We start from the raw sequence: 14,471 nt of genomic DNA, 5'->3' as shown, positions 1-14,471 counted from the left end.
ACTAAATATTAGTTTTTACACCATTATATTCTAGTAAAATTAGGCTGACTTGTTGAACACGTTTTACGAAACTCTTTTTACATGCTCGCTCGTCTTTTGTATGGTCGTGTTCCCCAAAGGGACCAAAACCGTCAAGTGTCACTACGCCGGCTGCTGAAACAATATTGGCATCACTAACTCCGCCTCTTGTTTCTGTCGGTAATTTCTCACCTAAAATAGATTCTAGCTTGGCGAGAAATTGAGCCTGCTTATCGTTAGCTTGCATAACGTCGCGTTGAATACCACCAGATAATTTGGCGGTGACACCTTTTACCTGCTCGGCTGCGACGATACCATTGATTGCAGCCAGTAAACGATCCCGTTCGTTGTGTTTGTTGTAACGAATTTCCAGTAGCAAATGTGCATTGGGTGAAATCGTATTGGCACCGATTCCGCCGCTAATTTTTCCAACATTTACTGTTGTGCCTTGTGCAAGATTGGTCAGCTGATTGAGTTTGATAAGCATTTTTGCTGCCGCTAAATTAGCATCAGCACCCTGTAGATAATTATTACCGGCATGCGCGGCTTTACCGCTAAGATCAATAGCAAAAGTGCCAACACCTTTGCGTCCAACCACCACTTCACCGTTTTTACCTGCGGCTTCAAATACCAGACAGGCCTGATAGCTTTTTGCTAATACGGCGGTAATCTGGCGGCTATCATCACTGCCTGTTTCTTCATCGCTCACTAGCAGTACGTCGATATTAGCAATACTTCCATGCCTTTTCGCTACTTCCCTAAGGGCGCAAATGGCGACATGAATGCCGCCTTTCATATCACAGACGCCTTGTCCATAGATCCAATCTTTATCTTCACTAAACAGGTTAGGCACTTCTGGTGGCAAAACAGTATCTAGGTGACCCAGCAGTAAAAGTTTATTGCCGCGCTTAGTTTGAGAGCTAAATAGCAGATGATCGCCGATATCATTTCTGGGGTATCGTTTGGTGTGATACCCCAATGTTTCAAAAAGGCTTTGATAGCGCTTACCTAAAAGATCGACGCCTTTTTTGTTGTGGGTATTGGAGTTCATTTTTATGAGTTCTGCGAGCTCCGAAAAATCATAATGTGATCCGTCCAATTTCATTGGCTCAGTGCCAGCTTTTAAATCTAGATTAATCTTCATGTGGTTCCTTATTGGTCAATAATATAGGCGATAAAAATACTAATGACCGCTTAGGGTAAAGGTTAAAAAATTTAATAATCCCTCACCCTGACATTTGTCAAATTAGTTGCCGCTTAATTAATTTATAATTATTCAGATGAGGTTAATAACGGTTCGAACTAAGCTTGATATTTGATAAAAATACGAGCGTTTATTTTTAGATTAACTTTGCTGAGTGGCAACTATATGACTGATTACACTATTGGGATGTGGATGTACCGAAATGGCGGCGGGGAAGTAATACAGCAACGTATTATTGAGCAACTAAATCAAAATGGGATTGCAGTGATTAATAATCTGAGCTTGAAAAATGGCTATGCAAATAATGGTCATATATTTTCCGGCGAGGTGAACATGGCAAACCTAGATCTCTACTTTTCCTATAACGCTAGTGAGCAGAGTGATTATCAAGTTTATCTCTACCAAGCGCTCAATATGACGGTACCTTGTATTAATAGCTTTGAAGCTTTTTGTGTGTCGGAAGACAAGTTTAAAACCTCTCATTTACTTAATCAACATGGTGTCCCAACCGCTAATTATCAATTATGTCATCACCAAGAGTTGGAAAGGGCCAGAGAAATATTACGTAACTGGGGTGGCAAAGCACTGTTTAAACCCACTAACGGCTGGGGCGGCAAGGGTATTATTAACATTGAAAGTGCAGCCGAGTTCGAACAATTATTACCGTTATTGAATGAGACTAAGCCTGGTTGTTTTTATCTCGAAAGATGGATAGACAATGACTTTACAGATTTTCGAGTAGACGTAGTTGACGGGACAATTGTGGGTTGCTACGGACGCAAAGCAGCCCAAGGCGACTGGCGTACAAATATTTCTTGTGGTGGTTCGATAATTCTACGCGAGCTAAACGATCAAATAGCCGCTCTTTCGCTACGCGCAGCTAGGTTAACAGGCTTAGATATTGCAGGGGTTGACCTGATTTATGACCGAGAACGCGAACAATTTGTGGTATTGGAAGTCAACGGTATTCCCGCCTTTGCCACACCGGAACAAGAAAAATTCGGACTGGATTTTAATGCGCTAAAAATTGAGAAAATCGTCAACTTAATCGAACGCAAAGTTAAACTTAATGCTATAGGAAATATTCATGAGCAAGCACTTGCCAAATACATTGCCTAAAATTGCCTTTTTATATCTCGACCATGTACAGCGTTTTTTTGATTACTCTAATTTTAAAGGCTGGCCTGATAAAATAGAAAAGGTGGTTTATCATTGGGGTAAAGACAAAGAACGCTTTATTGCTAAGGTAAAAAGTAAAGAAATTGAGGTATTGATCGGTAATATTCCGGCGACTGCTTATGAGACTTTTCGTGAAATTGCGCGCGCGTTACCAACAGTACAATTTATCCCCTCCCTAGATAGCCAATTCTCAAATAAATCGAAGGAAAATGTGACTCGGTTTTGTAAAAAATATGCACTGCCGATTCCTAATACGCATATTTTTTACCAACCACAAAAGGCCTTTGATTTTTTGTCTAAGTCAGCGTATCCGCTAATCATCAAAAAATCTTATGGCCCCTCTAACTATGGCGGCTATTTCGTTCACAAAGTAGATTCATTTGCGCAGGCCTGTGAACTTTTAGAGAGCAAAAAATATTACCCCGTATACGTACAAGACTTTATCCCGATGGCAGCAGATATTCGGGTGATGTTAATCGGTCACAAACCAGTATGTGCCTTTTGGCGAAGACCACCGCTAGGCAAATGGCTAACCAACACGAGCCAAGGTGGCTCCATGGATTATAAAGCAGTACCCCGAAAAGTTTTGCAATTATCTGTTAAGGCATCAAAAGCAGCAAACGCTGAATTTTGGGCATGTGATATCGCCGTGGGAAAAGATGGTCAATACCGCATTTTAGAATGCGCTACGGCTTTTGCCGCATTTTCTTATATCAGAGACTGGATAGGTCAGTACCTGATGTGGAGTTTGTCTTCAGGCCAATTTTCTAAGCCTTATATCCCGCTTTATAACTGGGAAGAGTTAGGGAAAATAAATTCTGCTTTGCTTCGCACTATGCGCCACATCAGTTTTTCAAGACAATGTCATCAGAGCGTCAACGATAGTGGTGAAACCTTCGACAAAATAAGTGCAGACGGATCTCCATTACTTAATGCGGAGCCAAATCAGTACGAAGAATGGCCGAGTGATGTTTGGAATTATCAAGATAATTATGCGCGTTATCAACCAAGCCTTGATAAAACCTCTGCAGTGGCTGTTCAATCAGTTGATCCACAGGAAAGTGATATATCTACTGTGGAAAATGTAGGCAGAGAAGACATACAAGTAAAAGAGCAATTGCCGCCGGTACTGCCTGTTATAAGTGAATAACAGTAATATTATTTGATTGAAAAATAAAATGGCCTTCTATTATGAAAAAACAATATTCAACTTATCAGCAAACCTGTGAATTTTTGGCCAATGCGATGCGCGAATACCCTGATCTAATTCAGGTTAATAGCATAGGTGAAACGTGGGAAAAACGGCCCATCATGATGGCAACAATTTCCAATGATGTGAGTAACGCGGGCAATAAACCGGCTTTGCTTTATACCGGCTCAATTCATGCGCGCGAGTGGATTGGCAATGAGTTAGCGATAAAGTTTATTCAATATATTATTGATAACCATCAACATCATCCGATGTTATCATCGGCACTCAATAGTAGTAGTCTTTATATTGTGCCTTGTCTTAACCCTGACGGTTTTGAATATTCGCATACCCATTTTTCATTTTGGCGCAAAAATAGGAGGGACAACGGCGACAATACCTTTGGTGTTGACCTTAATCGTAATTTTGGCGTGCGTTTTAAAAAAGGAACAGATACCAGTTCGGCGATATATTCAGGTCCAGCCGCATTTTCTGAGCCTGAAACTCAAGCCATCAAAGTGTTTGTTGAGACTCACCCCAATATTCGTGTTGCTCTTGATTATCATTCACAAGGTAATGTTTTTTTCCCTGCGCATAAATTCAATCACGAGAAAGAAATTGAAGGCACTGATTTGAATGTGTTGTGCGCCAACATGAACAATGAAATCAGGAAAGTTACCGGACGAGAATACGGTATTCATCGAGGAAAACCACCGTTTAATTTGATCCACGGTAGCGGCCGAGAGTATTATTATGATAGAGGAATAATGAGCATAGTGGTTGAAGTGGGTAGCCGAAATATTCCCGATTATTTGCAATATATGGCGCAATCGATTGATGAAAATATTCCGGCCTTGTTGCTTGCTTTCAGAACAGTGAGAAATTACGTTAAAGAGGCTCCAGCGCGTATTGCAAATTTCAATGTGACCGATATCACTGCTGATAGCGTTAGTTTGAGTTGGGACAGTCTGGAAAATAAAGCGATATATTTTGAAATATTTCGCAGTGACACCTCTAAATCAGCTTGTTCAAGAGAGAATTTGATTGCGATCACTCATAGTGGCGAGTTTACCGATATTCAATTGAAGAGCGGTCAAATGTATTATTATAATCTTCACGCGATTGATCCCAGCAATATGCTAAATTCACCGTTTAGTCCCGAAATCAGGTTAAAAACAAAGTTGGCGCCGGATGAATTTTCTCGTGCGTTACTTCCGGCCAAAAGTGATATTGGTTACCTTGGCGAATATAGTCTTGATGCCAATAAAAAACATTTTGGTCGAAATTCTATGTTTATTGGTGTTTCTAGTAAAAAAGGGATCTGTTTTGGCTTAATTGCTTTTTCACTGAAAAACTTATCTCCTGAGCTAACCATCAAATCGGCTATTTTTTCTTTATATCCGATGAATAGAGTGGGTGCCAAGATTGAAACCTATGGTGAATGGAGTATTTCGATCCTTGACGCTAATACGCTAGAAGACATCTCTGATTTTAATCAGGTTCAAAATGCTGTGCCTTTACTTACTTTAGGGCAAACCATTGAGTCTGATCATCTCAGACAAGGTATATGGAAAGAATGGCGCTTTAACGGCGTTGAGCGCGCGCTATTACAAAATCAAATTACGAGTGGTCGTATTTTGTTTAGAATACAGGGACCAAACACATTGCCCTTAGGGCAAAAATCTCAGCTTATGCAGTTTGATATTGGTTATGGTCCATTTGGTGGTGGGGTCCATTATCGACCATTCCTTGATATTATTTATCGCGCGAAACCCACAGAGCTAAGATTAACGCCGGTAGCGTTAAACACCATTTCAATGCACAAAATAGACGAAGATTGTCTGAGCTGCGGGTTTGACAGTGAAGGGGGGGTTGTTTATGGTCAAATGGCTTTTTCATTGGATCAGTTACCAGACCCCCAGGAAACGGTGATCACTGATGCCTATCTGGTTATGCAGAATAAAAACAGTATTAATACAAACAAAGATATTCGCTTTACGATTGAACTGGCAGAGCTTAAAGATCTGGATTATGTTAGCGTCAAGAATCGACAGAAAATTGAATTTATCGGTTATGAAATCAGTAACACACAACTTAAAAAAAGTGCCCAGCATCATCTGATTTTTGACAGCTATTGTCGTCAAGATTTGGAACGGCTTCACTCTGAAGAAAAGCCTGTGTACTTCATTATCAGACCGACGGCGATCTCCCAAGAACGTGACGCTATTATTGACTGGTCATGTAATGGCAAGAATAACGAACCGAGTCTAATGATTAACTATGTCACACGTCGTAAAAATGCCGTGTCATCACCGACTAATTTAACGCTAACGATTGAAAATTCATTGGTGAAATTGAGTTGGGATAACCCAGAAGATAAAGATTTTATTGGTTGTTATGTGGTGAGAAATTGTTTTCATCCACCCATGTCACCATTCGATGGGGTTAAGCTCTATGCGGGAAAAGACCAGTATACCTACGATAAATATGGTAACGCCAATATAGCCAAATACTATTCTGTTTTTAGTTATGATGTGGTGCCAAACTATTCGAAGCCCGCAAGTATCTGTTATAACGTGACTGATACCCTTGTTGTAAATGAAGATTTCACCGACTTCGATCATTTTGATGAAATGTTGAGCGAGTACGAAAATGATGACGGAGATATTGAATAGCCTGCTTTTTAAGTGTCATTTTACTCGCTCTAATTAAGGCAATAATGGGCTTTGTCACCAACACATGAAAACCATCAATAATGATACTGGCTTTTTTTATCAAGTGTTTTATCAAGTTTTTGCTGCTTGAACATTGTGTTGTTGTGTTATCTCCTGATTAATAACTTCTGGGTCATCAGTACGCTTATTAATACTCAGTGGTGCAGGTATCTCGGCAACATATATGCCTTTGCTGCGCCATATTCCTGTATTCCAACGCTTTAAGGCTATAATTCCTCGAATACATTCATCTAAACTGGTTGCCAGCCAAATACCCACTAAACCATAGCCATAATGTAACCCTAAAAGCCAAGCTAAGGGTAAGGCCATAAACCACATAATAATAAAGCCAACCATTGACACATAACGTGCATCGCCAGACGCACGCAATGATGCACCAACAATCAGATTAAAACTTCGGCCAAATTCACCAATGATGGCAATAATCAATATCAGCTTGCCCAACGCCCAAATTTCAATATTGCTGGTAAATATTGCAAACAACTGGTCAGAAAATGCCAATAAGGTGAAAACAAAAAACATCGCGCCGGCAATACCTAGCTTAAGTCCCAACATCAGTTGTTTATCAGCCTCTTCAAAACGCTTAGCACCAATATAATGGGCGACCTTAATTTGTACGCCTGAACTGATAGCAAAGCCATATAAAATAGCGGTAAAAAGTAAATTAAAGCTATAAATACGCGTGGCTAAAGCAAGCTCACCCATAGTGACGATCATAACTGTCATCAATATTTGGGTTAGATGCCACGACATGGGCTCTAACACCGATGGCAGTGCTATTTTTAAGATGGGTGCACTATCTGTTTTAAATAATAGCCAGCGCTTGGGTAAAGTAATCTTGATATGTAAATGTTTAATAATGATCACAAGGGTAAAGCATAAACTGACAACCCAAGCGATGACCGACGCATAGGCAACACCTTGTACTCCTAAATCAGGGAAGCCGTGTTTTCCGTCAATCAATAGATAGTTAAATAATATATTGACTATGGTCATGACGAAAGTTGACCACATATTCCAATGTGTTTTACCTTGAGAGGTTAAAACAGCGGCGGCAGCAAAGCGTACGGCTAATATCGCAGTGCCCATACCTATGGTGCTTAAGTATATGCTCGCCATACCTGCCATATCATCGGTTAAACCCATCCATTGCGCGAAGAGAGGCGCAAAAGCCATCATGACAATGCTTAATAAAATACCGATAAAGAGCAGAATGGCAAACAGCACACCATAAGTTGCGGCTAACTTGTTATGATCTCCAGCGCCAATACGCTGTGATGCAATACTACTACCGCCTTGATGCATAGTACTGTAAAGCGCAAAGGCAATGCCTAAAATAGGCATAACAGCACCTATTGACGCAGCTGCAGAATCAGATATACGGCTTAAAAACCAGGCGTCAGTCACATTGATCATGAAAATGAAAAATAGATCAATAAAAATGGGCCAGGTTAAACTTAAAAGACTTCGGTCAGCAACTGATTGACTTGATTTAGGCACAATATCTCCGGGAAACTCGCAATAGCACAGTATAACAGTTGCCGTGGCAATTACTGATGAATACGATTGTTACAAATCGTATTCATGCGTTGAAAGTTAAGCGCACTGCAAAAATGAGATAAACGTGAAAAAAGGCGAGTAAAAATCACCATTTGATGCTTTATTAAGCACTTGACAGTAAAAATCAAATAAAAAGCCTAATAAGCTAAATTAGCACTTTACAAAGCAGTGAACAGTATCTATTATTCGCCCCGTTCTGAAGCAGCAATGCTTTCGAACACTGGAGAGATGGCTGAGTGGTCGAAAGCACTGGTCTTGAAAACCAGCAAGGGTTTATAGCCCTTCTAGGGTTCAAATCCCTATCTCTCCGCCAAATTATAAAAAACCGCTAATCGAAAGATTAGCGGTTTTTTTCGTCTAGAATTTAGTGATTTACGACAAGGTAAGGTTTATAGCGCTAATCTTTCGAGTAGGGTTCAAATCCCAATATCAACGTCAAACTATAAAAAACTGCTAATCGAAAGATTGGCGGTTTTTTTTCATCTAGAATTTAGTGTTCTACGACAACCTAGTGTTTATAGAGCTAATCCTTCGAGTAGGGTCCAAATCCCTAGAAGTTAACGCCGCTATGATCTTAATGAACGTAAAACTGAAGTAGCGAAAACTGTAGTGGTCAAGTAAAGCTTGCCACGGATTTGTATTCTAGCCAGTATCTTTTCTCTGACTAACTCGGTGTTAATCCTCCGTTATAACTGTGAGGCCTAACTTTGCTTTAATATCGAATGATATAGTTAACAACTGCATTTTCAGCTTCAATAAATGAGCGATAACCCGTTACTTGCATCCATTCAGTTTTAAAACTTTTCACATAGTTTCTTTGATATGCGAGAGAAATTCAGATTTCATAATCATTCCTTATTAATCTTAAATGTAGGCTGTATATAAATACAGTTAATCTTCATATCCCGCTTTTATGTATAAAGTGGGATTTAATCTGTCTTTCTAATCGCTATATTCAAAAAGTAAAATTAACGTGTTGAATGTTAATATTAAGTTATGTATATTAATTTGAATAAATATTCATTAGTTGGACATTCACCTTTGTTGAAAGTGGGATTTTATCCGTCTAATAAGCTTGTTAGCCGAAAAAGGAAGTACGGTGAAAAATCTAAACTACTGGTTACTGAAACAAGCTCATATCATTTGGATCGCTTCAATAGTGAATATAGGGCTTGGAGTTGTCATTCCTGATTTTGATTTCGTTGCAAAAAGTATTAGTTATGTTGCATTAGAAGATCCAATTTATGCTTATACCCATCGCATAGCTGACATTATGATTGGTTTATCTATGTGTGGTTTCGCATTTGCAATGCAATCACTCTCGCTAAATCGATTTTCTACAGCCATGTTAGCAACATCTTTATTTGGTATAAGCATGATTAGTGCGGGAATTTGGACACTCGAAACTCCGCTTCATCTTTTATATAACTTATCAATATTCATGATTATTGCTCCTATGGCTTTTGCTCTTGAGTTTAAAGATGTAATTAAATCTAGTGTATTTGAAAGTTTATCTGTTGCTGTTACTGTATTGCATGTTTTTATGTTTTGGCTTATTTACGCAGGGTTTATTCCTCAAGAAATTAATGGTTTAATCCAAAGGTTGTGGGCAATTCCTACAATGGGCTGGTTTGGTATTGCTGCGTATAAACTTGCATGTTCCCAACTTTCGGCTAACAAGAAAATCAACAAGGACACGTAACAGTTGGCTACGTTTCGCTTCGCTACACAATTTTAGCCAACCATTACTTAGCCTGTTATTTGGGCGTTATACAAATAGGAGAAAACATGAGTTCTGGTGAAAAATCATCCCCAAAAACAGCGTTTACTTTATGCGTTATTGGATTATTCGTATCTCTAGTTACATTAATTGTAGATTGGAATGTACCACCTGAAAATGCAGATTTATTTGCTAGGAGTGGTGCAGTATTAGTTCTACTAGGGGCTGTTTTGGAGTATCACTTAAGTTTAGGTGCATCGATTAAAAGAAGCTATGTACCTGGTTCCTCTATATCTATGCTTCAATTAGCTGAATATTTTAACCCTACAAAAGAAGAGAAAAAAATGAAGCCTTTTGCTCATTTTATGGTTATTTTCGGTACTCTTGTTTGGGGGTTTGGTGACCTCATTTTTAAATTTGTATAACAAGTTGCTTAAACGGAAAAATAACAGTTGGCCATCGCTTCGCGATTATAGCCAATTATTATTTTCCGCTTAGCGAAGCGTTATATGCTAATCACCACCAACAAGGAAATGTTATGGTTCAAAAATACAAAAAAATCACATGCGTTAGTCTTTTAATACTATCTTCTTTTTCAGCTTTAGCTGAAGATTCAACTTCATTAGGTTTGTCTTTAGGTTCTCCTGCGGGCGCTAACTTTGTTATTAAGAGCGATGAGTTAGATGTTCCTTTACAGATTTCAGGTGGTTACTGGGGAGATAAAATTAGTGGAATTGAAGTTGGTTATAATTTTTACCAAAACAATGATTCTTTTTTTCATTCAGCCCAGATTATAAGTGGATACTCTGATATTGAAAAAAATAAGTTTAAATCTGATAAATGGAAATATGTGGGTTTTTCTGCAACCTTAAAAAAAGGTGGTTTTTTTATGGAGCCAGGTTTAACTTTTGGTTCAGGTGATTACTCAAGCCCTCAGTTTACTTTTCAAATAGGTTGGTTATGGGGCTTATAAATCGCATATAACAAAGCACTCAAACGGAAAAATTACAGTTGGCTGCGCTTTGCGCATTATAGCCAACTGTATTTTTCCGCTTAGTTTAGCGTTATAGCTCAGAAGGGTAGGGTATACCCTTCTTAATTTATGAGTTAATTGTTCTTATCTTCAGCGTGTTGTTTGGATAGCGAGTTAGCTTTGAACTTGTCTAGTTCTGTAATAAGGTTCCGAACGTTCGAGCTATCTAGAGTTGCCATAGTAGTACACGTTTCTATTAAACCATCTGAGCAAGCTAATACATTAAAATAATGAGAATGCACATTTCCAGAAAAGAAATTCAATTTCCAGGTGGTCATTGTCTGATTGAACGAAACTATGGTTTTATCAATTAAATCCTTGCTTTCAAGAGCAATGTCATTCCATTTCAAGTACTTATTTAGAGCTGTTTCGTAATGCTCTATGTTTTCAGGAGTGATATATATCCCTAAATAACCTTGCCCATAACGATCTGCTCTGAGGTAATATGCATCATAGTCATCAAAATGTTGAATTGTTCCAAAAGTCGGCTTGTGCATGTATTCGCTGGCAAGGTTATTGTATTCGGAGATTGTTACCGACGTTGTAAATCGGGTCTCCTTATTTGGTGTGAACGAACTACAACCTGCTAGTGAAGCAACAATTGCTCCGATAATGATTTGTTTAATCATAAGTATCTCGATAGACTGAAATTTTTTTATAGTATGGCATTCCAAGAGCTATAAGGCATTCAAACCGACAAAAAACAGTTAGCTTTTTGCTCGTGCCTCGCTTATTTTAGCCAACAATTTTTTGCCGCTTAATGGGGCGTTAGTTGCAAAGGGGTTTATGCGCACTCTCCAAATGTTAGGCTTCTTATCAGCAGTAGTTGGAATACTCCTGACTTATATTCTTTTATCTCCAATAGAACCGGGTACTTCAGCGTCTACTGCTAGTGCATCGGGACTTGGTTTAATGTTTGGCGTATTTCCTATATTGTGTTTTTCTGCATTAACCTTAATTCCATCATCCTTAGGGCTGCTAAATAGTAAAATTCGAATTAAAGGTTACTTTACTGGTAAATTCTGGCATTGTTTATGGGGCATAAATAGTATAATTTCAGTTTTCTATCTAGTTGTTATAATTTACTTTTGTTATATACTTTTAGTCCAGAGTATTAGCAACTAACAAGGCAATCAAACGGACACGCAATAGTTGGCTGCGTTTCGCTCCGCTTCACATTTTAGCCAACTATTAATCAGCCCCTTATTTGGGCGTTATATGCCAAGGAGATTAGGTGCTCAAATCGATTCATCATGCTGCTATAATTTGCTCAGATTATAAAAAGTCTAAGAGATTTTATGTTTCAATTCTTGGACTAGAGGTTGTAGCTGAAAATTATCGGGAAGAGCGAGATTCATTTAAACTCGATCTAAAATTACCACATGGTGGTCAAATAGAATTATTTTCTTTCCCTAATTCACCGGATAGACCGAGTTTCCCTGAAGCTCTAGGTTTAAGGCATTTGGCATTTAATGTAGAGTCTGTTGAATCTGTTAGAAATTACCTTTTGTCTCAAAGCGTGGATGTTGAGTCGATTAGAGTAGATGAATATACTAATAAAAAGTTTACCTTTTTTAGTGACCCTGATGGACTACCATTAGAGCTATATGAGCAAATTGGCATATAACAAGCGGGGCAATAGTTTTTCAAGGAGGAGTGGTGTATTTAAAAGTATTAGGGTGGATGTGTATTCTAATCGAGGTAATGCTTCTTGCGCCAAGTGTAGTGCCCGGTGTAATGTCAGCCCTAGCATCATTTATCGCTATCTTAATATTGGTTATATCTATAGTAGCAATTAAGACTGGCAATCTATTTTATTTTAAATTTACAGCGGTAATTTCAGGTATTAGTATATTTATCGTTAATGATAGTCTTCGGCTTTATGGTTCATTGCCACAAGTACCGTGGGAGTATCAAGTAAGTTTCTACAGTCTTTTTATAATCATTTGTAGTCTAGCAATTTATTATGCTAAAAAGCGTGCTGGTGTAATGAAAAACTAACAAGAAAATAAACAAGGACACGTAACAGTTGGCTACGTTTCGCTACACAATTTTAGCCAACCATTACTTAGCCGCTTATTGCGGCGTTAGGTTTACAAATGGGTTTTGAACGGATTCAGGCAGAGCGCCATAAAATTGGAAATTCAACACTTGAAGCTTGCTATGATCGCTTCACTACAAAGTTTGAGTTAAAAGAAAATGAAAAAATTATTTATTCTGCCTTTCTTTGTGTGCGCCCGATAAGAAAAAAAGAGATATTAATTAATGGAACAGCTTTTACTCTTAAGATTTTTTGGCTAGTTTTATGGCAATCCAAATTAGAGAATAATGATGGTGTCGTTGTTAAAGAATTACTTTGTCGCAGGCGAAAAAGGTCTATCGGTGTATTGATTTATATTGCCATCATAACAAGTGTAAAAATTGGGCTTGGGGTGTTATCGCAAACCTAATAAGGCAATCAAAAGGGCTAAAAAAGTTGGCGGCCGTTCGTGCCTCACTATTTTAGCCTCTTATTGGGGCGTTGGTATTAAAGTTTCAGCATTCAATCAAAGGGTAGTGTTAATGAATAAAAACTCGTCATCTCAATTTAAATCTTATTTCGGTGCATCTTTTATTATGGCTATAGGTTTGGCTTATAACGTAATCGAGCAGGATTTTATCGGCTCAACCGTGTTCTTAATTTCTTCTATAGTGTTTTTATCTTTAGGTCTTATTAAAAGACGTAAATCCCAAAAAGAAACTTGAGTGGAGTAAAATACTACTAACAAGTCGTTAAGCATACCAACAAGGAAGTCGTAAATTGAAATATTTAATCTTAATATCCATATTAGTTCTAAGCGGGTGTAGTTCTACATCTAAAGTTACCTCAAATACAGATATAGCAAGTATCATGAATGTGATAGCTTTAACTGAAGATAATGCACCTGATGGAATCAAAGGTACTTTTCAGCTTCCAATTAAAGCTTCAGGTAATCAAAGAGGTATTATTTACTTAAATACTGAAACAGATTACCGAGATAGAAGAAATATTACGGTAGCGATTCATCCAAAATTAATTGATGCGTTTACGAAGAAATATGGTGAATCTCCTGATTCATACTTCATAAATAAAACAATTGAGGTGACAGGTGAGGCTAAGCGCATGAAAATTTCCATTTTTTCAAATGGAAAAATCACTAAAAAATATTATTTTCAAACACATGTAAGAGTTGCTTCATTAAATCAAATTAAAGTTTTGAGCTAAGTATGCTTAAGCTGTTCAAGCGGGACAAATTACAGTTGCCTGGTTCCGCTCTGCTTCACATTTTAGCCAACAATCATTTGCCGCTTAACGAGGCGTTAGCTCTTTTATCATAAATGGATGTATTGATGCCTGAAAATGGTTCTAGTTTTGCAGGTAATATGTCCGCTATATTTGCTAGTGTCCTTACTGGATCCATTCTGGATGGATTTGAAATAAATTATAGCTTCTTTATTAATTCATTTGATATTGTGCCTATATTAATACGCTTTATTATTATTTTGATATTGTTCTATCCATTTAATAAGTTTTTTAGATGGTTATATTCAGCCTCTCCAAAAAATAAAAAATAAAAAATATAATGTGTTAGAGGCAATAGAGCTAACAAGAACTTCAAACAGAAAACATACAGTTGACTGTTTTCACTCGGTTCAACATTTTAGCCAGCTATATCTTTCCGCTTAAGCGGGCGTTGAGGCTGTAGAATTTCTCCAAAAAAGACGTTTTTGCGTTTTTTTTACATTTGATGAATTGGTTGTTTTTTAAGCTTGAACTCCGTTTTCGTCTGTGATCTAATAGATATTATTCACCA

At 38.0% G+C, this 14,471-nt stretch carries 13 protein-coding genes and 1 tRNA gene; 11 read left to right on the top strand and 3 right to left on the bottom strand.

What is annotated here, in order from left to right:
- Window position 1: 1 nt before the first annotated feature.
- On the bottom strand, window positions 2-1,162 hold the full coding sequence (locus tag H4J61_RS08050) for a M20 family metallopeptidase (RefSeq protein ID WP_259363197.1): 1,161 nt from the start codon (window positions 1,160-1,162) through the stop codon (window positions 2-4).
- Window positions 1,163-1,387: 225 nt separating this feature from the next.
- On the opposite strand from H4J61_RS08050, the gene H4J61_RS08045 reads away from it, so the two are divergent.
- Genes H4J61_RS08045 through H4J61_RS08035 form a run of 3 tightly spaced genes read left to right on the top strand, consistent with a single transcriptional unit; the run spans window position 1,388 to window position 6,265 of the window.
- Window positions 1,388-2,341: a RimK family alpha-L-glutamate ligase gene (locus H4J61_RS08045; protein WP_182184660.1), complete on the top strand. Its 954-nt coding sequence runs from the start codon at window positions 1,388-1,390 to the stop codon at window positions 2,339-2,341.
- Entirely contained in the window at window positions 2,310-3,551 is a 1,242-nt protein-coding gene (locus H4J61_RS08040; RefSeq protein ID WP_182184659.1) for a RimK family alpha-L-glutamate ligase, read from the top strand. The genes H4J61_RS08045 and H4J61_RS08040 overlap by 32 nt, the downstream gene beginning before the upstream one ends.
- Window positions 3,552-3,592: 41 nt before the next feature.
- On the top strand, window positions 3,593-6,265 hold the full coding sequence (locus tag H4J61_RS08035) for a M14 family zinc carboxypeptidase (RefSeq protein ID WP_182184658.1): 2,673 nt from the start codon (window positions 3,593-3,595) through the stop codon (window positions 6,263-6,265).
- A 111-nt stretch (window positions 6,266-6,376) separates the two neighbouring features.
- On the opposite strand, the gene H4J61_RS08030 is transcribed toward H4J61_RS08035, so the two are convergent.
- The gene (locus H4J61_RS08030) at window positions 6,377-7,825 is read right to left on the bottom strand and encodes an MATE family efflux transporter (protein ID WP_182184657.1); all 1,449 of its coding nucleotides are present in this window, start codon (window positions 7,823-7,825) and stop codon (window positions 6,377-6,379) included.
- A gap of 282 nt (window positions 7,826-8,107) precedes the next feature.
- On the opposite strand from H4J61_RS08030, the gene H4J61_RS08025 reads away from it, so the two are divergent.
- From H4J61_RS08025 to H4J61_RS08010, 4 genes are all read left to right on the top strand, one after another.
- Window positions 8,108-8,198: transfer RNA gene (locus H4J61_RS08025), tRNA-Ser, on the top strand.
- Between the two features lie 786 nt (window positions 8,199-8,984).
- Window positions 8,985-9,587, top strand: a complete 603-nt coding sequence (locus H4J61_RS08020) for a DUF998 domain-containing protein (protein ID WP_182184656.1) — start codon at window positions 8,985-8,987, stop codon at window positions 9,585-9,587.
- Window positions 9,588-9,673: 86 nt separating this feature from the next.
- On the top strand, window positions 9,674-10,030 hold the full coding sequence (locus H4J61_RS08015) for a hypothetical protein (RefSeq protein WP_182184655.1): 357 nt from the start codon (window positions 9,674-9,676) through the stop codon (window positions 10,028-10,030).
- A gap of 113 nt (window positions 10,031-10,143) precedes the next feature.
- Window positions 10,144-10,578 (top strand): hypothetical protein, encoded by a 435-nt coding sequence (locus tag H4J61_RS08010; RefSeq protein ID WP_182184654.1) that lies wholly within the window; start codon window positions 10,144-10,146, stop codon window positions 10,576-10,578.
- A gap of 134 nt (window positions 10,579-10,712) precedes the next feature.
- Here the strand turns inward: H4J61_RS08010 and H4J61_RS08005 are convergent, their stop codons facing one another.
- On the bottom strand, window positions 10,713-11,267 hold the full coding sequence (locus H4J61_RS08005) for a hypothetical protein (protein ID WP_182184653.1): 555 nt from the start codon (window positions 11,265-11,267) through the stop codon (window positions 10,713-10,715).
- A 605-nt stretch (window positions 11,268-11,872) separates the two neighbouring features.
- On the opposite strand from H4J61_RS08005, the gene H4J61_RS08000 reads away from it, so the two are divergent.
- The 4 genes from H4J61_RS08000 (at window position 11,873) to H4J61_RS07985 (ending at window position 13,882) form a co-directional block, all read left to right on the top strand.
- Window positions 11,873-12,265 (top strand): VOC family protein, encoded by a 393-nt coding sequence (locus H4J61_RS08000; RefSeq protein ID WP_182184652.1) that lies wholly within the window; start codon window positions 11,873-11,875, stop codon window positions 12,263-12,265.
- Between the two features lie 32 nt (window positions 12,266-12,297).
- Window positions 12,298-12,639: a hypothetical protein gene (locus tag H4J61_RS07995; protein ID WP_182184651.1), complete on the top strand. Its 342-nt coding sequence runs from the start codon at window positions 12,298-12,300 to the stop codon at window positions 12,637-12,639.
- Window positions 12,640-12,737: 98 nt separating this feature from the next.
- Window positions 12,738-13,088, top strand: a complete 351-nt coding sequence (locus tag H4J61_RS07990) for a hypothetical protein (protein ID WP_182184650.1) — start codon at window positions 12,738-12,740, stop codon at window positions 13,086-13,088.
- A 350-nt stretch (window positions 13,089-13,438) separates the two neighbouring features.
- On the top strand, window positions 13,439-13,882 hold the full coding sequence (locus H4J61_RS07985) for a hypothetical protein (protein WP_182184649.1): 444 nt from the start codon (window positions 13,439-13,441) through the stop codon (window positions 13,880-13,882).
- The last annotated feature ends 589 nt before the right edge of the window (window positions 13,883-14,471 follow it).

It is taken from the genome of Colwellia sp. MB3u-4, assembly GCF_014077065.1.
Classification (GTDB): Bacteria; Pseudomonadota; Gammaproteobacteria; order Enterobacterales; family Alteromonadaceae; genus Cognaticolwellia.
The sequence above is the reverse complement of the archived record's forward strand: the minus strand, read 5'-3'. Positions and strand labels throughout refer to the sequence as shown.

Excerpts from the sequence above, each read along its gene's own strand:
- H4J61_RS08035 (WP_182184658.1), top strand. The coding sequence starts at position 3,593 with ATGAAAAAACAATATTCAACTTATCAGCAAACCTGTGAATTTTTGGCC.
- H4J61_RS08010 (WP_182184654.1), top strand. The coding sequence starts at position 10,144 with ATGGTTCAAAAATACAAAAAAATCACATGCGTTAGTCTTTTAATACTA.
- H4J61_RS08005 (WP_182184653.1), bottom strand. The coding sequence starts at position 11,267 with ATGATTAAACAAATCATTATCGGAGCAATTGTTGCTTCACTAGCAGGT.
- H4J61_RS08050 (WP_259363197.1), bottom strand. The coding sequence starts at position 1,162 with ATGAAGATTAATCTAGATTTAAAAGCTGGCACTGAGCCAATGAAATTG.
- H4J61_RS07990 (WP_182184650.1), top strand. The coding sequence starts at position 12,738 with ATGGGTTTTGAACGGATTCAGGCAGAGCGCCATAAAATTGGAAATTCA.
- H4J61_RS08045 (WP_182184660.1), top strand. The coding sequence starts at position 1,388 with ATGACTGATTACACTATTGGGATGTGGATGTACCGAAATGGCGGCGGG.
- H4J61_RS08040 (WP_182184659.1), top strand. The coding sequence starts at position 2,310 with ATGAGCAAGCACTTGCCAAATACATTGCCTAAAATTGCCTTTTTATAT.
- H4J61_RS08015 (WP_182184655.1), top strand. The coding sequence starts at position 9,674 with ATGAGTTCTGGTGAAAAATCATCCCCAAAAACAGCGTTTACTTTATGC.